Raw genomic sequence first — 19,356 nt, forward strand, 5'->3', positions numbered from 1 at the left:
AGCGCTTGACCCAAAGCGGAGACTACACGCTCAGATGAGCGCCTTCCAAGGCACTTGAGTTCAACTATTGAAGGCAGAAAGGGTGGCACTCAGTGCCACCCCTTCTTAAGTCGCAACCGCTTTGTATATGCTCATCTGAGCGCAACCCTTATCAAGGGTGGCGAGAATCACGCCGCTCCTGGCGTCCGAATCCAGGCATCCGGAACCTTTCACAGCCTGCTCAGGCACCGGGTCGGCCGCCGGAACAGCCGTCGGAACAGCCGTCGGAACAGCCGACCGCTCAGTCGCCGGATGAGCCCTCGGAACAGCCATCGGATCAGCCGCCCGAAGTGTCCAGCTCCGCATCCTCACTCACACCCGCACAGTCGTAGGGGTCCTTCAGCCAGCCGTCCGGCAGCACGACCCGGTTGTTCCCGGACGTACGCCCACGCGGCCCGTCCGCACCCGCCGGCCACGGCTGGTCCAGCTCAAGCCCGCCCAGCTGAGCGCGCAACTCGTCCAGCGACGACGTCACGGCCAGCCGCTTGCGCATCTCCGAGCCGACCGCGAACCCCTTCAGGTACCAGGCCACATGCTTACGGAAGTCGATCACCCCACGGGACTCGTCCCCGATCCACTCCCCCAGCAACTGGGCATGGCGCACCATGACCTCCGCGACCTCGCGCAGCGACGGCCGCGCAAAGGCGTCACCGCCCTCGAACGCCGCGACCAGATCCCCGAAGAGCCACGGACGCCCCAGACAACCGCGCCCCACGACCACACCGTCACAGCCCGTCTCGCGCACCATCCGCAGCGCGTCCCCCGCCGACCAGATGTCGCCGTTGCCGAGCACCGGGATCTCGGGCACGTGCTCCTTGAGCCGGGCGATCGCCTCCCAGTCGGCCGTGCCCCCGTAGTGCTGCGCCGCCGTACGGCCGTGCAGTGCGATCGCGGTCACCCCCTCGTCGACCGCGATACGGCCCGCGTCCAGGTAGGTGATGTGGTCGTCGTCGATGCCCTTGCGCATCTTCATCGTCACCGGCAGGTCCCCGGCGTTGCCGACGGCCTCGTTCAGGATCGCCCGCAGCAGATTCCGCTTGTACGGGAGCGCCGAACCGCCGCCCTTGCGGGTCACCTTCGGCACCGGGCAGCCGAAGTTCAGGTCGATGTGGTCGGCCAGATCCTCGTCGACGATCATGCGGACGGCCTTGCCGACGGTCACCGGGTCCACTCCGTACAGCTGGATCGAGCGCGGCGTCTCACTCGCGTCGAAGTGGATGAGCTGCATCGTCTTCTCGTTGCGCTCGACCAGCGCCCGCGTCGTGATCATCTCGCTGACGAACAGCCCCTTCCCTCCGCTGAACTCCCGGCAGAGGGTGCGGAACGGCGCGTTCGTGATACCGGCCATGGGGGCGAGCACCACGGGGGGCTGCACGGCGTACGGGCCGATGGACAGCGCGGGGGCCGCGGGCGCGGCGGTCTGGGCGAGCGTGGTCATTGGCCCATTGTCGCGCATTCCCTCACTCATTAGTTAGACGTACTATGGATTTATGTCCATGCCCGAGCCCGCGTCACCGTCCGAGCCCCAGCTCAGCCACCGACGACGCCGGCTGATCCTGGCCATCTGCTGCATGAGCCTGCTCATCGTCAGCCTGGACAACACCGTCCTCAACGTCGCCCTCCCCTCCATGCGCAGGGAGCTCGACGCCACGGTCGCCGGACTCCAGTGGACCATCGACGCCTACACCCTCGTACTCGCCTCGCTCCTGATCCTCGCCGGATCCACCGCCGACCGGATCGGCCGCCGCAAGGTCTTCAAGACCGGCCTCGTCCTCTTCACCCTCGGCTCGGTCCTCTGCTCCCTCGCCCCGAACCTCACCTCGCTCGTCGCGTTCCGCATGATCCAGGCCGTGGGCGGCTCCATGCTCAACCCCGTCGCCATGTCGATCATCACCAACACCTTCACCGCCCCACGCGAACGCGCCCGCGCCATCGGCGCCTGGGGCGCCGTCGTCGGCATATCCATGGCCGCCGGCCCCCTCGTCGGCGGCCTGCTCACCGAAACCGTCGGCTGGCGTTCCATCTTCTGGATCAACGTCCCCGTCGGCCTCGCCGCCCTCGCCCTCACCTGGCGCTACGTCCCCGAGTCCCGCGCCCCCAAGCCACGCCGCGCCGACCCCGTCGGCCAGCTCCTCGTCATCGCCCTCCTCGGCTCGCTCACCTACGCGATCATCGAGGCCCCCTCGACAGGCGCGGCGGCCGTCATCCCCTTCGCCATCCTCGCGCTCCTCGCCCTCGCCGGACTCCTCCTGTACGAGCCCAGGCGCGCCGAACCCCTCATCGACCTGCGCTTCTTCCGCTCGGCGCCATTCAGCGGCGCCGTCGTCATCGCGATCAGCGCCTTCGCCGCACTCAGCGGCTTCCTCTTCCTCAACACCCTCTACCTGCAAGACGTCCGCGGACTCTCCGCCCTAGACGCCGGCCTCTACATGCTGCCCATGGCCGCCCTCACCTTCGTCTGCGCCCCGCTCTCCGGCCGCCTCGTCGGCACCCGCGGCCCACGCCTGTCCCTGCTCGTCGCCGGAGTCGCCATGGCGGCGAGCGGAATGCTCTTCGCCGCCTTCGAGGCCGAGACGTCCACCCCGCTCCTCTTCACCGGCTACGTCCTCTTCGGTCTCGGCTTCGGCATGGTCAACGCACCCATCACCAACACCGCCGTCTCCGGCATGCCCCGCTCCCAGGCCGGGGTCGCCGCCGCGGTCGCCTCCACCAGCCGCCAGACCGGCGCCACCCTCGGCGTCGCCGTCATCGGATCGGTCCTGGCCGCGGGCACCGGCGCCGCCGCCCACTCGCCCGAGTTCACCGGCTTCGTCGAGGCGAGCCGCCCCGCCTGGTGGATCCTCACGGCCTGCGGCCTCTCGGTCCTCACGATCGGCCTCGCCACCAGCGGCCCCTGGGCCCGCGCCACCGCCCGCCGCGCGGCCCTGCGCCTGGAACCCTCCCGGCCCCGGGTCCCGGCGGACAGCCGCAGGTCCTGACCACCGGTCACGCGGCACTGATTGTCAGACCTCCGCACTACGCTGGGTGCCCAACGCAACACGCACAGCAGTCTGGCCTACGGAGGAGGGGGAGGAGCATCATGGCCCTGATGCTTGAGCGACCGACGACGATAGAGGCTTCCGACGGCCCGCCGCCCTTCGAGGCGATGTGCCGGACCTTGCTGACCATGGAGGTGCCCGACGGCTACCGGGCAGAGATCGTCGGGGGAAACATCGTCATGTCGCCGTGGTCCAGGGGCTTCTACCTGCCCGTCATGCGGTCGATCCGTGCTCAGTTGGAGCCGCACGCACGCCAGGGCCACATCGTCGATCACGCCCCTTTCCTGTTCACCTTTCCGAGTGAGGAGCGGGCGTACGGCCCCGACATCTATGCCGCCGAAGCGACCGCCTTCCAGACGAACGCCCAGCGCATCGACGGCGAGGCCCTCTCCTTCGTCTGCGAGCTGACGTCGTCCCCCACACGCCTGGTGGACTGGCAGGACAAGGCTCCCGCCTACGGCAGGGCCGGCGTCCCCGTGCATCTGCTGATCGATATCGAGAACGAGACCGCCACGGTCTTCTGGGGCCCGTCCCAGAAGGGCTACCTCTCGCGCACGACAGTCCCCTTCGGCGGAAAGCTGGAGATCCCCGACCCCTTCGGGTGCGAACTCGACACGTCGTCGTTCAAGGAGTCCCCGGAGCCGACTGACGGCTGACCGCATCGCCCCTACGCGAACGGGCCCGGATCACACGAGGTGATCCGGGCCCGCTGCATCACTCGACGCGCGTCAGCTCTGCTGGTCCTCCTGCTGATCCTCCGGCTGGTCCTCCGGCGAGGGCTCCGCCCTGCCCTGCGCGCGTTCGCGCATCTTGCGGAGGAGCTCCTGCTTCTGGTCGGCGTTCGCCTTGCGGTCGGCCTCGCGGGCCGGACCGTTGCCGTGCTGGTCGGCACGGGACAGCTTCTTGCGCTGCCCCCCCACGCCGAGGAGGTTGTTACGGCTCTTGGCCACGGGGTTCTCTCATCCTGGTGAGAAGTGATCCGGATGTCATCTGGTGGGGGGCGGGACGAACCGCCGCACTCTCACTCGTAGATCTGGAAGAAAGAAGACATGCCGCGACGGTACCGTTTCGCGGCGGACCAGGACACCAGGTTTTCCGCGAGCCGCGGCGACGTGCGGCAGCGGACGTACGTCAGCGCAGGTCGACGTCGCTGGGTCCGTTGAACGGCGCGAGCGACAGCACCCTCTTCGGCGTCCGCAGCCCCTCGTGCTCCGTGAACAGCCTCCGCGCCGCGTCGAAGGGGACGTCGCCACTGCCGCCCGTGACGAGGGCGACGCCGTCGTACAGCTCGCGGATCGCGTCCGTCATCTCCTCGTCGCTGCCCGCCCCCGCGCCCCAGACGTCCCAGAGCAGCGTCTCGACCTTGTTGAGGGCCGCGAGGTCCAGCCGTACGTTGCCCGCGACGAACCACTCCCCCGTCATCGGCCCCTCGGGGAGGTGGATCCCGAAGGCGGCCGGGTCCGCCCTGCCGGCCCGGATGGCACGCCAGGCCGCGCCCGCCACGAGGAAGCGGTCGCGGGGGACGTCCATCGGGTCGAAGTCCACCGGGTACGCGGCGGTGACGACCGGGTCGGCCAGCTCCGGGTCGGCGAGCAGCCAGCCGCGTTCGTCGTCCCAGTACTCGGTCACCACATGGTCCACGTGGAAGCCGTCCGCGCCGAAGTAGTCGGCGAAGCCGGACCGCAGGCGGGCGGGGACGCCGACGTGGCGCAGGAACGAGCAGTGCAGCAGGGCGAAATCGCGGCAGACGCCGACGAAGCGCTCGCCCGCCTCGCGCCGCCGCGTCAGCGGCGCGTCCTTCCGCCCGACGATGATCCGCAGGATGTCGTCGAGGTAGCGCGTTTCGGCGTCGTTGTGCAGGCGGTCCCGGGGGATGGTGTAGCCGAGTAGCTCCCCCTCCAGCCGATGGACCATCAGATCGCGCGCCACTCGGGCCAGTCGGGCCGGATCGTCCGGCAGGCCGGCGTAGCGCGGGGTGAGGGCGCCGGGGTCGGAGAAGTCGCTCTGCGCGACGTAGAAGGCGGCGGCGTCTGGTGCGAGGCGGGCGGATGCCACGGCGGAACTCCCAGAGATATCGAGCACAAGTTCGATTACTGCGACGTGCACCACCCTCTCAGGATTCGGCCCGGAGCGTCCAGGGCTTACGGCCGGCCGCCACCCTCACCACCGACGCGCGACACCTGGCACGCAACACCTGACACATGACGACCGACATGTGACGACTGACAGATATTGAAATCTGTCAGTCGTCATGCCATAGTCGATGACGCACCACCCCATTTCCCCTCCCAAGGAGTCCCCCATGACCTCCACCACACCCCACCCCGTCCCCACCCGCACCCTGGGCACCACCGGCCCCCAGGTCTCCGCGCTCGGCCTCGGGTGCATGGGCATGTCCGCCCTGTACGGCGACGCCGACCGGGCCGAGTCGATCGCGACGATCCACGCCGCGCTCGACGCCGGGATCACGCTGCTCGACACCGGCGATTTCTACGGAATGGGCCACAACGAGCTGCTGATCGACGAGGCCCTGCGCACCGCACCCGCCGCGCTCCGCGAGAAGGCGCTGACCAGCGTGAAGTTCGGGGCGCTGCGCGACCCGGACGGCGGCTGGTCCGGGTATGACGGGCGGCCCGCCTCGGTGAAGAACTTCGCGGCGTACTCGCTCCAGCGGCTCGGCACCGATCACATCGACGTCTACCGGATCGCCCGCGTCGACCCCGGCGTCCCCGTCGAGGAGACGGTCGGCGCGATCGCCGAGCTGGTGCAGGCGGGTCATGTCCGGCACATCGGCATGTCCGAGGTGGGTGCCGAGACGCTGCGCCGGGCGGCCTCGGTCGCTCCGATCAGCGATCTCCAGATCGAGTACTCGCTGATCTCGCGCGGGATCGAGGACGAGATCCTGCCCACCGCCCGTGAGCTGGGTATCGGTGTCACGGCCTACGGTGTGCTGTCGCGCGGGCTGATCAGCGGCCACTTCAGCGGCGACCGGAAGCTGGCCGCCAATGACTTCCGTGGGATGAGCCCGCGCTTCCAGGGTGAGAATCTGCGGCACAATCTCGATCTGGTCGAGCAGCTCCGCAAGATCGCCGAGCAGAAGGGTGCCTCGGTCGCGCAGATCGCGATCGCGTGGGTCCTGTCGCGGGGTGAGGATATCGTGCCGCTGGTCGGTGCCCGTCGCCGTGACCGGCTCAGCGAGGCGCTGGGTGCGCTGGATGTGTCGCTGGACGCGGCGGACCTGGCCGCGATCGAGCGGGCCGTGCCGGCGGACGCGGCGGCGGGTGCGCGTTATCCGGAGACGCAGATGGCGCATCTGGACAGTGAGAAGCACTGACCGCGGCGCTGTCGGACCGGCCGGGTACCGTCGTTTCCATGACCACCACCGAGACCCTGACCGCGGAGCGCATCCTCGAGGCCACCGAGGAGGTGCTGCGGCGCTATGGCCCTGCGAAGGCCACGGTCGTCGATGTGGCGAGGGTGCTCGGTGTGAGTCACGGAAGTGTGTATCGGCATTTTCGTACGAAGGCGGCGTTGCGTGAGGCGGTGACGGCGCGCTGGCTGGGCCGGACCGAGGTGCTGCTGTCGGAGATCGTGGAGGCGTCGGCCCGTTCGGCGGAGGAGAAGCTGCGGGCGTGGCTGGCTTGTCTCTTCGAGACGAAGCGGCACAAGGCGGGTGGCGATCCGGAGCTGTTCGCCACGTACAGTGTGCTGATCACCGAGGCCAGTGGTGTGGTGGACGAGCATCTGGTGACGCTGGTCGGTCAGTTGACGCGCATCGTCGAGGAGGGTGTGCGCGGCGGGGAGTTCGAGGCGCCGGAGCCGGTCGCGATGGCGCAGGCGGTGTTCGACGCGACGGATCGCTTCCATGATCCGGTGCATGCGCCGGAGTGGCGGCGGCCTTCGATCGACGATGAGTTCCGTGCGGTGTGCGAGTTGTTGCTGCGCGGTCTGCGGGCTTCGGCGGCTTCCTAGGCCGTGTCTGACAAATCCCGCCTGGCGCGCGGCGTCCGGCACGCACTCCCCCGTAGCCCTTCGGGCACGGGAGGTGCCCCCACGCTGCGTTGTCGGAGTCATCCGAGTACGTCCAGTACGAGGATGATCCTCCGCCTTGCGATTGCACGCACCGGACGCCGCGCACCCCGCCCTGCGGGCGGACGGCGCCATGTGTCAGACACGACCTAGCTTCGGCGGCGCCCAGGGGGTCAGGGTGTTCCGAGCAGTGCGGCGAGGGCTGCGCGTGCGTGGTGGGCCGGGGCCGGGTCGCCGTTGATGCCGGCGGTGACGATGGCTCCTTCGGCGAGCAGGAAGGCCGGTTCGGCCACCGGCAGTCCGGTGGCGTGGGCCCAGGCCGCGATCTGGTCGTGGAATGCCTGTTTGTGTGACCGGACTTCGGCTTGTACCGCTCCGGATGTCGGGCCGAGTTCGCCGTGGGCGTTGATCCAGGCGCATCCGCGGAAGCCGGGTTCCGCGAACCATGCGGCGAGCCAGTCGAAGACTGCGAGGAGGCGCTCGCGGGGGTCGGGGGCCTGTTCCACGTGGGCGGCCAGGTTTCCTCTCCATCGCTGGTCGCGGCGTTTGAGCATGGCCACCACGAGGTCTTCCTTGGCCGCGAAGAACCGGTAGATCCGCTTCAGTGGCAGGCCGGATGCGGTGCGGATCTCGTCCATTCCGACGGCCTGGATGCCCTGCTCGTAGAAGAGCTTCTCCGCCGCGTCGAGGAGTGCTTCGCGGTCCAGGCGGTTCTGTTCCTGGGTGATCGGGGCCGGCATGCGGGGCTCCTTGACGTCGAGAACGACCGTTCCCTACCTTAGGCCACACCCGTAGAGAACGCACGTTCTCGCTATGAGGAGGTCCCAGTGACGGAAGATCGCCCGCCCTGTCCGCCGTTCACGCAGGAGACGGCGCTGCAGAAGGTGCAGGCCGCCGAGGACGCCTGGAACACCTGCGACCCCCACCGGGTCGCACTGGCCTACACACCGGACTCGATATGGCGCAACCGGGACACGTTCGTCAGCGGCCGCGAGGAGATCGTCGCCTTCCTGACGCGAAAGTGGGAGCGCGAGCTGGACTACGCGCTGCGCAAGAGCCTTTGGGCGTTCCAGGGGGACCGGATCGCCGTCCGCTTCCAGTACGAGTGGCGTGACGCGGAAGGCCGGTGCCGGCGCAGTTACGGCAACGAACTGTGGGAGTTCGACGAGCGCGGTCTGATGCTGCGGCGCGAGGCGAGCATCAACGATGTCGCCATCTCGGAGGCCGAGCGGCGGATCCGCGGCCCCCGGCCCAGGGAGGAGTACGGGATCGACATCCCCCTCCGTTAGCCTCGCGCCGCCGGCCTCGCGCTTCCACGAGCGTGGCCGCGCGAGGTGCCCCGGGTGCCCCGGGGCGCCGTTCGCAGCGGGTACCCCAGGTGCTCCGGGTGCTCCGGGTGCTCCGGGTCACCGCTCGTAGCGGGTGGCCAGGGTCCGTACCGTCTCGGCGATGCGGTCGCGGAGTTCGGCCGGTTCCATGACCTCGACGTCCCTCCCGAGCCGCAGGAACTCTCCGTGGGCGTGGTCGATCGATTCTATGGGCACCCGGGTCTCCGTCCATCCGTCGGTGGCGGGTGTCACGCCGAGGCGGCGGGCGCCCTCCGGGGTGAGCCGTACCAGAGCCTCCCCGGTGTGCAGCCGGGCTCGGAAATCGGCCAGATAGCCGTTCCAGTGCGCGGCCAGGTCGAACCCGTCCGGGATGGCGAACTCCTCGTCCAGAGAGCGGAGTTCGATGATCTGGTCGACGCGGTAGGTGCGGATTCCGGACGGCCCGCCGGCGACCAGATACCAGCGGCCGGCCTTGAGCACCAGCCCGTACGGTTCCACTCGCCGCTCGATCTCCTCCGGTGCCCGCCAGCGCCGGTACCGCAGGACCACCGCCCGCAGCTCCCACACCGCGGCGGCCACCGCGCCCAGGTGAGGCGTACGGTCGGCGGCTCCGTACCAGCCGGGAGCGTCGAGCAGGAAGCGTTCCTGGATCCGGCCGGCGTGCTCGCGCAGCTCCGCCGGGAGGGCGGCCCGCAGCTTGAGCTGGGCGGCGGTGAGCGCCTCGGCGAGGCCGAGCTCGGCGGCGGTGCCGGGGAGCGCGGCGAGGAACGCGGCCTGGGCCTCGTCCGCGGTCAGTCCGGTGAGGCGGGTCCGGTAGCCGTCGACCAGCCGGTAGCCGCCGGCGTGCCCGGCGTCGCCGTACAGCGGGATTCCGGCGCCGCCGAGCGCCTCGACGTCCCGGTAGACCGTCCGGACGGAGACCTCCAGTTCCTCGGCCAGCTGCCGGGCGGTCATCCGGCCCCGGTCCTGGAGCAGCAGGAGCAGGGTGATGAGCCGGCCGGCGCGCATGCCGCCCAGTATCCACTGACACTTGATGTCAGTGGAGTGTCCCTAGCCTGCGGCGCATGGACGACTTCGACTTCCTGCACGCGGTGATCCGGCCGCCGTTCGGCGGTGCCGGCACCATCGACGAGATCGCCTTCCCCCTCCTCGGCAGCCGGGGCGGGGCGCTTCGCCGGTCCGACAGCGGGCCGCTCAACTGGACCGGGGACCGCACCCGCACCGGGTGGGCCGGCGCATGAGGGTCGTCGAATTCCGGCAGTACACCCTGCATCCCGGAGGCCGGGAGGCGCTGATCGAGCTGTTCGAGCGCGAGTTCGTGGCGGGTCAGCAGGCGGTCGGCATCACCGTCGGTGGCCGTTTCCGGGACCTGGACGACCCGAACCGCTTCGTCTGGCTGCGCGCCTTCGCCGATATGGCGCACCGCCGGCGCGCGCTGGAGGCGTTCTACACCGGCCCCGTGTGGCGGAAGTACCGCGACGCGGCCAATGCCACGATGGTCGACAGCGATGACGTCATGCTGCTGCGTGGCCCGGGCTTCGTGTCGGCGTCGGGCGCTCGCGAGGTGGTCGCGACGATGTGCCGGCCGTCCGGTGCGGCTGCGTTCGACGCGTACGCCGCCCGGCACTTGGGCCCGGGCCATGCGCTGCACCGCACCGAGCACGCGGAGAACGACTATCCCCGCTTGCCCGTCCGCACCGGGGAGGACGTCCGGCTCTGGTTCGGCCCGGCCACGCCGCCGCCCTGGCCGATCCGGCGGCTGCGGCTGGAGCCCGTGACCGCTTAGCCGCCGCGCGCCTGCGGCACGGTCCCGGCGGGCGGACCGGGCCGCAGGCATGCCTGCAATGCCGTCCACGGTCTGAACTACGCGGGTTCGACCGGGTACGGGGCGGATCCCACCCGGGTTCGCGGTGCGGTTCGATCAGAGGGCGGCGGCGCCCGCGTAGCGCGTCTTCGACCCCGGGTATCTCGCCACGGCGGAGGTGACGGACTTGCCGCGCAGCCGCCGTGTCGCCGAGCCGGCGGCGCGGCGCGGTCTGCCGTGGAAGCCGGTGACCGGGGCGGGCGTGGGTCATGTGCCCGCGGACGCCGAGGAGTTGGCGGACCAGTACGGGCGCCTGCGTGCGGCCCTGTCGGAGGTCTTCGGGCGCGGTGTTCTGCGGCCGTAGCGGGTGAGGCCGGGCGCACATGCCCGCGGAGGTCTCAGGTTCCGGGCGTTGCGGCGGGGTCGATGGTCGCCTGGTGGGCTTCGGCGAGGTGCTCCTCGGCCTTGAGCCAGGGCAGGAACTGGGCGCTCTTGCGCCAGCCGCAGGTGTCGCAGGTCAACGCCCGCTGTACGCCTGCCTTCTGGACGTGGACGATGTGCTCGCGTCCGTGCTGGTCCCATCTGCTGACCTTGCTGCTGGTGATGGACGGCATCCCGGGGCTCCCTTTCGGCGGTCGTCAGCTGTCGGCGAGTCGGCCCCAGTCTGCAACGAAGCCCCCGGTTCCGTAACCGGAACCGGGGGCTTCTTGCTGTCGTACTGATGAACGTCCTGATGAACGTCAGCAGTGAAGTCCGCGGCGGAGTCCGCGGTGCGGTCCGCGGTGTGGTCCGCGGTGTGGTCCGCGGTGTGGTCCGCGGTGTGGTCAGCAGCCGAGGAGGCGGGAGGCGAGGTAGCCCTGGATCTGGTCCAGGGAGACGCGCTCCTGCTTCATGGTGTCGCGCTCGCGCACGGTGACCGCGTTGTCGTCGAGGGTGTCGAAGTCGACGGTGACGCAGTACGGGGTGCCGATCTCGTCCTGGCGGCGGTAGCGGCGGCCGATGGCGCCCGCGTCGTCGAACTCGATGTTCCAGTTCTGCCGCAGGTCGGCCGCGAGGCCCTTGGCCTTGGGCGAGAGCTGCGGGTTGCGGGAGAGCGGCAGCACGGCGACCTTCACCGGGGCGATGCGGTGGTCGAGGCGCAGCACGGTGCGCTTCTCCATGACGCCCTTGGCGTTGGGGGCCTCGTCCTCGTTGTAGCCGTCGAGGAGGAAGGCGAGCATGGTGCGGCCGACGCCGGCGGCGGGCTCGATGACGTAGGGGGTCCAGCGCTCGCCGGCTTCCTGGTCGAAGTACGACAGGTCCTGGCCGGACGCCTTGGAGTGGGCGTTGAGGTCGTAGTCGGTGCGGTTGGCGACGCCTTCGAGCTCGCCCCACTCGCTGCCGCCGAACTGGAAGCGGTACTCGATGTCGGCGGTGCGCTTGGAGTAGTGGGAGAGCTTCTCCTTGGGGTGCTCGTACCAGCGCATGTTCTCCTCACGCAGGCCCAGGCCGGTGTACCAGTTCCAGCGCTGCTCCATCCAGTACTCGTGCCAGGTCTCGTCCTCGCCGGGCTTGACGAAGAACTCCATCTCCATCTGCTCGAACTCGCGGGTGCGGAAGATGAAGTTGCCCGGCGTGATCTCGTTGCGGAAGGACTTGCCGACCTGGGCGATGCCGAAGGGCGGCTTGCGGCGCGAGGTCTGCTGGACCTGGGCGAAGTTGGTGAAGATGCCCTGGGCGGTCTCGGGGCGCAGGTAGGCGACGGAGCCGGAGTCCTGCGTGGGGCCGAGGTGGGTGGAGAGGAGGCCGGAGAACTGCTTGGGCTCGGTGAACTGGCCCTTGTTGCCGCAGTTGGGGCAGTTGATGTCGGCCAGGCCGTTCGCGGGGGCGTGGCCGTGCTTCTCCTCGTACGCCTCCTCGAGGTGGTCGGCGCGGAACCGCTTGTGGCAGGAGGTGCACTCGGTGAGCGGGTCGGTGAAGGTGGCGACGTGCCCGGAGGCTTCCCAGACCTCGGTCGCGAGGATCACCGAAGAGTCGATACCGACGACGTCCTCACGCGAGGTGACCATGTAGCGCCACCACTGGCGCTTGATGTTCTCCTTGAGCTCGGTGCCGAGCGGCCCGTAGTCCCAGGCGGCGCGCTGGCCGCCGTAGATCTCGCTGCACGGGTAGACAAAGCCACGGCGCTTGCTCAGGTTGACGATCGTGTCGATCTTGTCGGCGGCCACGGTGCTCTCTTCATTACGACGACGGGATGTGACAGGGGCGGCGCGAGGCGCCTCGGTGAGGGGGGTGGTCGGGAGACGGGCGGGCGAATGCTTCAGATTACCGGCGGCCGCACCCCCCGGATCAAATCGGTACCGGGGTATGGCCGTGAGGGGCCCAGCCGGACCTTTGTTGACAATCGTTTCCAGTTTTGTTGAAAATGAGTGTCATGAACGTACGACGCCTCATACCGACCGCCGCCGTTGCCGGAGCAGCCGCTCTGTCCCTCGTCACCCTCTCGGCCTGCTCCAGCTCCTCCGGCGCCGCGAGCGGCGGTGACAAGGCCGACGGCAAGCTGGACGTGGTGGCGTCGTTCTACCCCATGCAGTATCTCGCCGAGCAGATCGGCGGTGACCATGTCTCGGTCACCACGCTCACCGAGCCGGGCGTCGAGCCGCACGACCTGGAGCTGAAGCCCAGGCAGACCTCGGAGCTCCGCCAGGCCGACTACATCCTGTATCTGAAGGGCATCCAGCCCGCGGTCGACGAGGCGATCGCGCAGGCGGGCGTCAAGGACACGGTCGACGCGGCGACCCTCACGAAGCTCGAGAACCACGGTGCCGAAGTCGGCCACGACCACGACCATGGCCGCGGCCACGAGGGCGAGGAGCACGCGGCCGAGGAGCAGGGGCACGAGGAGCACGGCCACGAGGAGCACGGGCACGAGAACGAGGCCGGTGCCGACCCGCACATCTGGCTGGACCCGGTGAAGTACGCGGAGGTCGCCAAGGGCGTCGGCGCCTCCCTGGAGAAGGCCGACCCGGCCAACGCCGCCGCGTACAAGAAGAACACCGAGGCGCTGCTGACCAAGCTGAACGCCCTGAACACCGCGTTCGCCGACGGCCTGAAGAACACCGCCACCCGGACCTTCATCACCACCCACTCCGCCTTCGGCTACCTCGCCGAGCGCTACGGCCTGGAGCAGGAGGGCATCGCGGGCCTCGACCCCGAGTCCGAGCCGAGCCCCGCCCGGATCAAGGAGCTGCGGACCGTCGCGCAGCGGGACAAGGTCACCACCGTCTTCTTCGAGACGCTCGCCAGCGACAAGACCGCGAAGACCCTCGCGGGCGACTCGGGCCTGAAGACGGACGTGCTGGACCCGCTGGAGGGAATCACGGACAAGTCCAAGGGCGATGACTACATCGGGGTGATGGAGTCCAACCTCGCCGCGCTGCAGAAGGCTCTCGGCGCGAAGTGACATCAGGACCGGCAGCAGCATCGGAGGCGCAGCCCATGGAGTCCGAGCCCGTCATATCCGTCCGCGGAGCGAGGGCCACGCTCGGCTCGCGCCACGTGCTGCGCGGCGTCGACCTCACCGTGGACCACGGTGAGGTCGTCGCGCTGCTCGGCGCCAACGGTTCGGGCAAGTCGACCGTCGTACGGTCGCTGATCGGCCAGGTGCCGCTCACCGAGGGGGCGGTCCGCCTCTTCGGTACGGAGCTGCGCCGCTTCCGCGACTGGTCGCGGGTCGGATACGTGCCGCAGCGCACGACCGCGACGAGCGGCGTGCCCGCCACGGTCCGCGAGGTCGTCTCCTCGGGCCGGCTGTCGCGTACGAAGCTGAGGTGGCCGTCCCGGGGCGACAGGGCCGCCGTGCAGCGGGCGATCGAGCTGGTCGGCCTCGCGGACCGGGCGAAGGACCCGGTCGGCGCCCTGTCCGGGGGCCAACACCAGCGGGTGCTGATAGCCCGCGCGCTCGCCGCCGAGCCCGAGCTGCTGATCATGGACGAGCCGATGGCGGGGGTGGACCTGGCCAGCCAGGAGATCCTCGCCGGGACACTGCGCGAGCAGGTCGCCGCCGGGACGACGGTCCTGCTCGTGCTGCACGAGCTGGGCCCGCTGGAGCCGCTGATCGACCGCGCGGTGGTGCTCCGGGACGGCTGCGTCGTCCATGACGGGCCGCCGCCGCAGGCCGTCGGCCAGCATGCGCTGCCCGGCCACGACCACGTACATCCGCACGCGGCCGACGAGCCGCTCCGCACGGGACTGCTGACCTGACCATGGAACTCCTCCAGGACCCCTTCATGCAGCGGGCGCTGCTGGCCGCCGTGCTCATCGGGATCACCGCGCCCGCCGTCGGTATCCATCTGGTGCAGCGCCGCCAGGCGCTGATGGGCGACGGCATCGGCCATGTCGCGATGACCGGTGTCGGCCTCGGCTTCCTGCTGTCCACCAACCCCGTGTGGATGGCGACGCTGGTCGCCGTCGCCGGCTCGGTCGCGATGGAGCTGATCCGGGCGTACGGGCGCACGCGCGGCGACATCGCGCTGGCGATGCTGTTCTACGGCGGCATGGCGGGTGGTGTGCTGCTGCTGAACCTGAGCGGCACCGGCTCCAACGCCAACCTGGTCTCGTATCTGTTCGGCTCCCTGTCGACGGTCTCGGACGAGGACGTCACCGCGATGTGCCTGCTCGCGGCCCTGGTGCTGCTGGTGACGGTGGGGCTGCGGCGGCAGCTGTTCGCGATCAGCCAGGACGAGGAGTTCGCCCGGGTCACGGGCCTGCCCGTGCGCGCGTTGAACCTGCTGGTCGCGGTGACGGCGGCGGTGACCGTCACGGTCGCGATGCGGGTCGTCGGTCTGCTGCTGGTCAGCGCGCTGATGGTGGTGCCGGTGGCGGCGGCGCAGCAGATCACCCGCTCGTTCGCGGTGACGTTCGTCGTGGCGGTCGCGATCGGTGTCGCGGTGACGCTGGCGGGCACGGCGACCTCGTACTACCGGGACGTGCCTCCGGGTGCGACGATCGTGCTACTGGCGATCGCGGTGTTCGTGCTGCTGACCGTGGTGGCGACGCCGCTGGCCAGACGCCGGGCGAGGGCACGCGCCGCGGCCGAGGTCGAGGCGGAGTGCGAGCTCGACGTCGCGGCCGCGCCCGGTGCGGCGGCGGGCCGCGCAACGGCCTGACGCGGGCCTGGCACAATGGCCCGTCGAGAACGGGCGGACGTAAGGAGGCACCTGTGGCGACGGCTGGACCCCCCGTACGCGGCCGGTCGACCAAGCAGCGGGCCGCGGTGGCGGCGGCGCTCGACGAGGTGGACGAGTTCCGCAGCGCGCAGGAGCTGCACGACATGCTCAAGCACCGCGGCGACTCGGTCGGCCTGACGACGGTCTACCGGACGCTGCAGTCCCTCGCCGAGGCCGGCGAGGTGGACGTGCTGCGCACGAGCGACGGCGAGGCGGTGTACCGGCGCTGCGAGTCCGGTGAGCACCACCACCATCTGGTGTGCCGTGTCTGCGGCAAGGCGGCCGAGGTCGAGGGCCCGGCGGTCGAGCAGTGGGCGGAGACGATCGCTGCGCAGCACGGGTATGTGAACGTGGCGCACACGGTGGAGATCTTCGGCACGTGTGCGGAGTGCGCGGCGGCGCAGTAGGCGGCAGACGCGACAAGGGGCCCGCACCCGGACGGCCGGTGCGGGCCCCTTCGCGTGCGTCAGAGGCGGGCGGTGTGCCGGTCCAGGACGGCCCGCAGCCGGTCCGTGTCGCCCGGTGTGCTCAGCCCCCGCTTGGGCAGGACGTCGAGGCACATGATGTTCGGGTCGCGGCTGAGCAGGACGAAGTGGCCGGGTGTCTCCCGGTAGCCGCGGAAGGCGGACCATTTCTGGATCTGTGTGATGTGATCGCTGCTGCTGGTGACTCCGCCCGTGGTCACCGTGGTGCGGTACTCGCCCTGCCAGCCGACGATCCGCTGTACATGGGCGGCCTGGATCCGCGGATAGCTCCACGCGAACAGGGCGGCGAAGAGGGCCAGGACGGTCTGGACCGGTTCGGGGCTTCCCCGGCCGACGGTGGAAGCCAGCCAGAAGCCCACCCACAGCGCGGCGAACCCCCACCTCAGCAGCAGCCCGGTCCGCTTGATCCGCTCACGGACCCGCAGGCCGACCAGGGTGTCGGCGGGCGTCGGCCGGCCCACCAGCTCCACCGTGTCCGTGCTGTGCTCCGGTGCCCGGATGTCCTTGTCCCTGACCACGGCCCCTCCCCGGTCCTGTGGTGACGAAGCCGTGATCGTAACGGGCGGGTCAGACAGGCGTGTCGGTGGCCGGGTCCTTGCCCCTCATCGCGAGGAGCTCCTCGTTGGGGATGGCGCCGCCGAAGCGGCGGTCGCGCTGGGCGAACTCCAGGCAGGCCGCCCACAGGTCGCGGCGGTCGAAGTCGGGCCACAGGACGTCCTGGAAGACCATCTCGGCATACGCGCTCTGCCAGATCAGGTAGTTGGAGGTGCGCTGCTCGCCGCTGGGGCGCAGGAAGAGGTCGACGTCCGGCATGTCCGGGTAGTACAGGTACTTCTGCAGCGTCTTCTCGCTGACCTTCGACGGGTCGAGCCTGCCCGCCTTCACGTCCTCCGCGAGCGCCTGTGCCGCGTCCGCGATCTCCGCGCGCCCGCCGTAGTTCATGCAGAAGTACAGGGTGAGCCGGTCGTTGTCCTTGGTCTGCTCCTGGGCGATCTGGAGCTCCTTGGCCACCGACTTCCACAGCTTGGGCATGCGGCCCACCCAGCGCACCCGGACGCCGAGTTGGTCGAGCTGGTCGCGGGTCTTGCGGATGAAGTCGCGGTTGAAGTTCATCAGGAAGCGCACCTCGTCCGGGGAGCGCTTCCAGTTCTCGGTGGAGAAGGCGTACAGGGAGATGCTGCCGACGCCCATCTCGATCGCGCCCTGGAGCACGTCCAGTACGCGCTCGGCGCCGATCTTGTGCCCCTCGGTGCGCGGCAGGCCCCGTTCCTTGGCCCAGCGGCCGTTGCCGTCCATGACGACCGCCACGTGCTTGGGCACCAGCTCGCCGGGGATCTTCGGCGGGCGTGCCCCCGACGGGTGCGGCTCGGGGACCGTGTACTCGCGGCGGGAACGTCCCAGGATTCCGCGTCGTGCCATGGGGGTCACACTCTCCTAGCTTTTCTCTACGTACCGCAACGAGCGCAGGCCGCGCTCCAGGTGCCAGTGCAGATAGGCGGACACGAGCCCGCTCGCCTCCCGGATGTGCCGCGGCTCGGCCGCGTCCGCCGTGTCCCAGTCGCCGGTGAGCAGCGCGCTGAGCAGACCGAGCGCCTCCGCAGAGGGTACGACGCTGCCGGGCACCCGGCAGTCGCCGCATATGACTCCGCCGGCGGCGACGGAGAAGAACCGGTTCGGCCCGTGGAGGCCGCACTTCGCGCAGTCCTCGAAGCTGGGCGCGTATCCGTTGACGGCGAGGGAGCGCAGCAGGAACGCGTCGAGGATGAGGTTCGGGGCGTGCTCCCCCCGCGAGAGCGTCCGCAGCCCTCCGACGAGCAGCAGGTACTGCTGGACGGCCGGCTCCCCCTCGTGGTCGGTGAACCGTTCCGCCGTCTCCAGCATCGCCGTCCCGGCGGTGTAGCGGGCGTAGTCGGTGACGATCCCGCCACCGTACGGAGCGATCGTCTCGCTCTGTGTGCACAGCGGCAGGCCGCGCCCGACGAGTTCGCTGCCGCGGGCGAAGAACTGCACGTCCACGTGCGAGAACGGCTCCAGCCGCGCCCCGAACTTCGACTTGGTCCGCCGCACCCCTCGGGCGACGGCCCGCACGCGGCCGTGCCCGCGCGTGAGGATCGTGATGATGCGGTCCGCTTCACCCAGCTTCTGGGTGCGCAGCACGATGCCGTCGTCGCGGAACAGGCTCATGGGGGTCATTGTCGCGTACGGGGCGGGGGCGGCGGGCGGCGCCCGGGATCTGGGCCCCGGAAGCGGTACGCCCGAGGGTCCCTTCCCCGGTCCCCGGTGAAACCCGCCGCAAGGGCCCGAACCTCTTCCCTCCGACCGGTACCGTACGAGGACCTGCCACATCCGCACCGGAGGTCCCTGTGAGCGCTCAGGCCGATGGCCCGTACGGGCCGCTGATCCCGATGCCCGACCTCACCCCTGATGCCTTGCGGGGGGCGGTCGCCCGGATCGCACCGAGCCGTCTTCCCGCGCTCACTCAGCACCTGTTCGAGGCGACGACGAACGCGCAGCAGACGCAGAGCCTGGCCCCCCTCCGGGCCTTTGTCCACTCCTGGGCCGTGTTCGTCGCCATCGAGCGGCATCCGCAGCGCGCCGCGCGGTTGCGGCAGCTCGAACGGATCGTGGACACCGGTGAACAGGACCCGGCAGAGGCGATCGCGGAGATCGGGCAGATCCGCGACGCGGCGGAGGCAGAGGCCGGCCTGTGAGCGACTGGACCTGGGACTACAACCCGAGCGAGGAATACCTCACCAAGGGGCTGCCGGCCGGGGTGGTGGCCGAGGTGGAGCGCCTGGCCACCGAGCTCGCCGCACTTGGCAAGGACTCGGTCAGGGTCGGCCGGCCCTTCGACCGCGAGGGCGGTCTGAGGGAGTTCGACATCCTCGGCGGACGCGGCTTCATCAGCTTCTTACCGGTCCCCCGCCACGAGTGCGTGTACGTGTGCAACGTCACCTGGTACGGCTGAGGCCGCTCACGGCACCTCACCGCGACTCCGGGCGTTCACATACGCCGTCGCCGCCCTCAGGCGCTCCTGCACCGTCGCGGTGCGCAGGACCTCCGGGGCGCAGTCCCATTCGCGGCCGCCGCCGATCGGTCTGAGCTGGACGTAGGGCCCCTCGTGGCCCATGACCCGCCCCACCTGTCCGCTGCTCGTGTCGACCACATACGACCCGACGGCCGGTGTCTTCATCGCCCCGACTCCTCCCCCGGCAGCGCGGCCGCCATGCGGCGCGCGGTCTCGACCGTGCAGCGGCCGAGCTCGACCAGAACCCCCGGCTGCCGGCCGGCGCAGGTCACCGGGTCCAGGCCGAGCGACGGCAGGGTCACTCCGACGCGGGCGAGTGCGCAGCGCAATTCCGCGACAGCCGCCTCGGCTTCCTGGAGTTGGTGCATTTCTGCCACGGCTCTCCTCTCCTCATGCCT

The 19,356-nt window shown here is 70.2% G+C and carries 26 protein-coding genes; 14 read left to right on the forward strand and 12 right to left on the reverse strand.

The window, feature by feature from the left end:
- Window positions 1-316 precede the first annotated feature (316 nt).
- Window positions 317-1,495: a tRNA dihydrouridine synthase DusB gene (gene dusB / locus KK483_RS10640; protein WP_399013840.1), complete on the reverse strand. Its 1,179-nt coding sequence runs from the start codon at window positions 1,493-1,495 to the stop codon at window positions 317-319.
- Between the two features lie 34 nt (window positions 1,496-1,529).
- On the opposite strand from dusB, the gene KK483_RS10645 reads away from it, so the two are divergent.
- Both KK483_RS10645 and KK483_RS10650 read left to right on the forward strand, forming a co-directional pair.
- On the forward strand, window positions 1,530-3,017 hold the full coding sequence (locus tag KK483_RS10645; protein ID WP_262004983.1) for an MFS transporter: 1,488 nt from the start codon (window positions 1,530-1,532) through the stop codon (window positions 3,015-3,017).
- A gap of 101 nt (window positions 3,018-3,118) precedes the next feature.
- Window positions 3,119-3,733, forward strand: coding sequence for a Uma2 family endonuclease (locus tag KK483_RS10650; RefSeq protein WP_262004984.1), 615 nt, complete (start codon window positions 3,119-3,121; stop codon window positions 3,731-3,733).
- A 72-nt stretch (window positions 3,734-3,805) separates the two neighbouring features.
- Here the strand turns inward: KK483_RS10650 and KK483_RS10655 are convergent, their stop codons facing one another.
- Both KK483_RS10655 and KK483_RS10660 read right to left on the reverse strand, forming a co-directional pair.
- A complete protein-coding gene (locus KK483_RS10655; protein WP_262004985.1) occupies window positions 3,806-4,027 on the reverse strand; it encodes a DUF6243 family protein in 222 nt (73 codons plus the stop codon).
- Between the two features lie 181 nt (window positions 4,028-4,208).
- Window positions 4,209-5,132 carry a transglutaminase-like domain-containing protein gene (locus KK483_RS10660; protein WP_262004986.1) on the reverse strand — a complete coding sequence of 308 codons (924 nt, stop codon included), beginning with the start codon at window positions 5,130-5,132 and terminating at the stop codon, window positions 4,209-4,211.
- Between the two features lie 247 nt (window positions 5,133-5,379).
- Here KK483_RS10660 and KK483_RS10665 point away from each other — a divergent pair, with 247 nt between their 5' ends.
- Together KK483_RS10665 and KK483_RS10670 are read left to right on the forward strand one after the other, a co-directional pair.
- A complete protein-coding gene (locus KK483_RS10665) occupies window positions 5,380-6,411 on the forward strand; it encodes an aldo/keto reductase (RefSeq protein ID WP_262004987.1) in 1,032 nt (343 codons plus the stop codon).
- 38 nt (window positions 6,412-6,449) lie between these two features.
- Window positions 6,450-7,049, forward strand: a complete 600-nt coding sequence (locus tag KK483_RS10670; protein ID WP_262004988.1) for a TetR family transcriptional regulator — start codon at window positions 6,450-6,452, stop codon at window positions 7,047-7,049.
- Window positions 7,050-7,279: 230 nt separating this feature from the next.
- On the opposite strand, the gene KK483_RS10675 is transcribed toward KK483_RS10670, so the two are convergent.
- The gene (locus tag KK483_RS10675) at window positions 7,280-7,846 is read right to left on the reverse strand and encodes a TetR/AcrR family transcriptional regulator (protein WP_262004989.1); all 567 of its coding nucleotides are present in this window, start codon (window positions 7,844-7,846) and stop codon (window positions 7,280-7,282) included.
- Window positions 7,847-7,933: 87 nt separating this feature from the next.
- On the opposite strand from KK483_RS10675, the gene KK483_RS10680 reads away from it, so the two are divergent.
- Window positions 7,934-8,395, forward strand: coding sequence for a nuclear transport factor 2 family protein (locus tag KK483_RS10680; protein WP_262004990.1), 462 nt, complete (start codon window positions 7,934-7,936; stop codon window positions 8,393-8,395).
- 117 nt (window positions 8,396-8,512) lie between these two features.
- Here KK483_RS10680 and KK483_RS10685 read toward each other — a convergent pair whose 3' ends face one another.
- Window positions 8,513-9,442 carry a YafY family protein gene (locus KK483_RS10685; RefSeq protein WP_262004991.1) on the reverse strand — a complete coding sequence of 310 codons (930 nt, stop codon included), beginning with the start codon at window positions 9,440-9,442 and terminating at the stop codon, window positions 8,513-8,515.
- Window positions 9,443-9,498: 56 nt separating this feature from the next.
- Between KK483_RS10685 and KK483_RS10690 the strand changes: the two genes are divergently transcribed.
- The 3 genes from KK483_RS10690 to KK483_RS10700 all read left to right on the forward strand — a co-directional run bounded on the left by KK483_RS10690 (window position 9,499) and on the right by KK483_RS10700 (window position 10,602).
- Window positions 9,499-9,675, forward strand: a complete 177-nt coding sequence (locus tag KK483_RS10690) for a hypothetical protein (RefSeq protein WP_262004992.1) — start codon at window positions 9,499-9,501, stop codon at window positions 9,673-9,675.
- Window positions 9,672-10,220 (forward strand): NIPSNAP family protein, encoded by a 549-nt coding sequence (locus KK483_RS10695; protein WP_262004993.1) that lies wholly within the window; start codon window positions 9,672-9,674, stop codon window positions 10,218-10,220. The genes KK483_RS10690 and KK483_RS10695 overlap by 4 nt, the downstream gene beginning before the upstream one ends.
- Window positions 10,221-10,425: 205 nt before the next feature.
- On the forward strand, window positions 10,426-10,602 hold the full coding sequence (locus KK483_RS10700; protein WP_262004994.1) for a hypothetical protein: 177 nt from the start codon (window positions 10,426-10,428) through the stop codon (window positions 10,600-10,602).
- 34 nt (window positions 10,603-10,636) lie between these two features.
- Here KK483_RS10700 and KK483_RS10705 read toward each other — a convergent pair whose 3' ends face one another.
- Entirely contained in the window at window positions 10,637-10,852 is a 216-nt protein-coding gene (locus KK483_RS10705; RefSeq protein ID WP_262004995.1) for a hypothetical protein, read from the reverse strand.
- Window positions 10,853-11,062: 210 nt separating this feature from the next.
- Complete coding sequence (locus tag KK483_RS10710) at window positions 11,063-12,445, reverse strand: glycine--tRNA ligase (RefSeq protein ID WP_262004996.1); 1,383 nt, start codon at window positions 12,443-12,445, stop codon at window positions 11,063-11,065.
- Window positions 12,446-12,651: 206 nt separating this feature from the next.
- Here KK483_RS10710 and KK483_RS10715 point away from each other — a divergent pair, with 206 nt between their 5' ends.
- From KK483_RS10715 to KK483_RS10730, 4 genes are read left to right on the forward strand one after another with little or no spacing between them, the layout of a single operon-like run.
- Window positions 12,652-13,680: a metal ABC transporter substrate-binding protein gene (locus KK483_RS10715; protein WP_262004997.1), complete on the forward strand. Its 1,029-nt coding sequence runs from the start codon at window positions 12,652-12,654 to the stop codon at window positions 13,678-13,680.
- Between the two features lie 35 nt (window positions 13,681-13,715).
- Entirely contained in the window at window positions 13,716-14,480 is a 765-nt protein-coding gene (locus KK483_RS10720; protein ID WP_262004998.1) for a metal ABC transporter ATP-binding protein, read from the forward strand.
- Between the two features lie 2 nt (window positions 14,481-14,482).
- Window positions 14,483-15,385 (forward strand): metal ABC transporter permease, encoded by a 903-nt coding sequence (locus KK483_RS10725; RefSeq protein WP_262004999.1) that lies wholly within the window; start codon window positions 14,483-14,485, stop codon window positions 15,383-15,385.
- A 53-nt stretch (window positions 15,386-15,438) separates the two neighbouring features.
- Window positions 15,439-15,852, forward strand: coding sequence for a Fur family transcriptional regulator (locus KK483_RS10730; protein WP_262005000.1), 414 nt, complete (start codon window positions 15,439-15,441; stop codon window positions 15,850-15,852).
- A gap of 59 nt (window positions 15,853-15,911) precedes the next feature.
- On the opposite strand, the gene KK483_RS10735 is transcribed toward KK483_RS10730, so the two are convergent.
- Genes KK483_RS10735 through recO form a run of 3 tightly spaced genes read right to left on the reverse strand, consistent with a single transcriptional unit; the run spans window position 15,912 to window position 18,114 of the window.
- A complete protein-coding gene (locus KK483_RS10735; protein WP_262005001.1) occupies window positions 15,912-16,448 on the reverse strand; it encodes a YcxB family protein in 537 nt (178 codons plus the stop codon).
- A 49-nt stretch (window positions 16,449-16,497) separates the two neighbouring features.
- The gene (locus KK483_RS10740) at window positions 16,498-17,349 is read right to left on the reverse strand and encodes an isoprenyl transferase (RefSeq protein WP_262005002.1); all 852 of its coding nucleotides are present in this window, start codon (window positions 17,347-17,349) and stop codon (window positions 16,498-16,500) included.
- Window positions 17,350-17,364: 15 nt separating this feature from the next.
- On the reverse strand, window positions 17,365-18,114 hold the full coding sequence (recO, locus tag KK483_RS10745; protein ID WP_262005003.1) for a DNA repair protein RecO: 750 nt from the start codon (window positions 18,112-18,114) through the stop codon (window positions 17,365-17,367).
- A gap of 179 nt (window positions 18,115-18,293) precedes the next feature.
- Between recO and KK483_RS10750 the strand changes: the two genes are divergently transcribed.
- Entirely contained in the window at window positions 18,294-18,641 is a 348-nt protein-coding gene (locus KK483_RS10750) for a DUF6247 family protein (RefSeq protein WP_262005004.1), read from the forward strand.
- Entirely contained in the window at window positions 18,638-18,898 is a 261-nt protein-coding gene (locus KK483_RS10755) for a hypothetical protein (RefSeq protein WP_262005005.1), read from the forward strand. Before KK483_RS10750 ends, KK483_RS10755 begins: the two co-directional genes overlap by 4 nt.
- 6 nt (window positions 18,899-18,904) lie before the next feature.
- Here the strand turns inward: KK483_RS10755 and KK483_RS10760 are convergent, their stop codons facing one another.
- Both KK483_RS10760 and KK483_RS10765 read right to left on the reverse strand, forming a co-directional pair.
- On the reverse strand, window positions 18,905-19,123 hold the full coding sequence (locus KK483_RS10760) for a hypothetical protein (RefSeq protein ID WP_262005006.1): 219 nt from the start codon (window positions 19,121-19,123) through the stop codon (window positions 18,905-18,907).
- Window positions 19,120-19,326 (reverse strand): hypothetical protein, encoded by a 207-nt coding sequence (locus tag KK483_RS10765; protein WP_262009426.1) that lies wholly within the window; start codon window positions 19,324-19,326, stop codon window positions 19,120-19,122. Before KK483_RS10765 ends, KK483_RS10760 begins: the two co-directional genes overlap by 4 nt.
- Window positions 19,327-19,356: the final 30 nt, after the last annotated feature.

Origin of the sequence: Streptomyces sp. FIT100, assembly GCF_024584805.1 — a bacterium.
In the GTDB taxonomy this organism is placed as follows: domain Bacteria; phylum Actinomycetota; class Actinomycetes; order Streptomycetales; family Streptomycetaceae; genus Streptomyces.

Bases quoted from the DNA above. Each gene is read 5' to 3' on its own strand.
- KK483_RS10725 (WP_262004999.1), top strand. From the start codon at position 14,483: ATGGAACTCCTCCAGGACCCCTTCATGCAGCGGGCGCTGCTGGCCGCC.
- KK483_RS10695 (WP_262004993.1), top strand. From the start codon at position 9,672: ATGAGGGTCGTCGAATTCCGGCAGTACACCCTGCATCCCGGAGGCCGG.
- KK483_RS10715 (WP_262004997.1), top strand. From the start codon at position 12,652: ATGAACGTACGACGCCTCATACCGACCGCCGCCGTTGCCGGAGCAGCC.
- KK483_RS10685 (WP_262004991.1), bottom strand. From the start codon at position 9,442: ATGCGCGCCGGCCGGCTCATCACCCTGCTCCTGCTGCTCCAGGACCGG.
- KK483_RS10705 (WP_262004995.1), bottom strand. From the start codon at position 10,852: ATGCCGTCCATCACCAGCAGCAAGGTCAGCAGATGGGACCAGCACGGA.
- recO (WP_262005003.1), bottom strand. From the start codon at position 18,114: ATGAGCCTGTTCCGCGACGACGGCATCGTGCTGCGCACCCAGAAGCTG.
- KK483_RS10690 (WP_262004992.1), top strand. From the start codon at position 9,499: ATGGACGACTTCGACTTCCTGCACGCGGTGATCCGGCCGCCGTTCGGC.
- KK483_RS10765 (WP_262009426.1), bottom strand. From the start codon at position 19,326: ATGCACCAACTCCAGGAAGCCGAGGCGGCTGTCGCGGAATTGCGCTGC.
- dusB (WP_399013840.1), bottom strand. From the start codon at position 1,495: ATGCGCGACAATGGGCCAATGACCACGCTCGCCCAGACCGCCGCGCCC.
- KK483_RS10670 (WP_262004988.1), top strand. From the start codon at position 6,450: ATGACCACCACCGAGACCCTGACCGCGGAGCGCATCCTCGAGGCCACC.
- KK483_RS10645 (WP_262004983.1), top strand. From the start codon at position 1,530: ATGTCCATGCCCGAGCCCGCGTCACCGTCCGAGCCCCAGCTCAGCCAC.
- KK483_RS10650 (WP_262004984.1), top strand. From the start codon at position 3,119: ATGGCCCTGATGCTTGAGCGACCGACGACGATAGAGGCTTCCGACGGC.
- KK483_RS10665 (WP_262004987.1), top strand. From the start codon at position 5,380: ATGACCTCCACCACACCCCACCCCGTCCCCACCCGCACCCTGGGCACC.
- KK483_RS10675 (WP_262004989.1), bottom strand. From the start codon at position 7,846: ATGCCGGCCCCGATCACCCAGGAACAGAACCGCCTGGACCGCGAAGCA.
- KK483_RS10720 (WP_262004998.1), top strand. From the start codon at position 13,716: ATGGAGTCCGAGCCCGTCATATCCGTCCGCGGAGCGAGGGCCACGCTC.
- KK483_RS10760 (WP_262005006.1), bottom strand. From the start codon at position 19,123: ATGAAGACACCGGCCGTCGGGTCGTATGTGGTCGACACGAGCAGCGGA.
- KK483_RS10740 (WP_262005002.1), bottom strand. From the start codon at position 17,349: ATGGCACGACGCGGAATCCTGGGACGTTCCCGCCGCGAGTACACGGTC.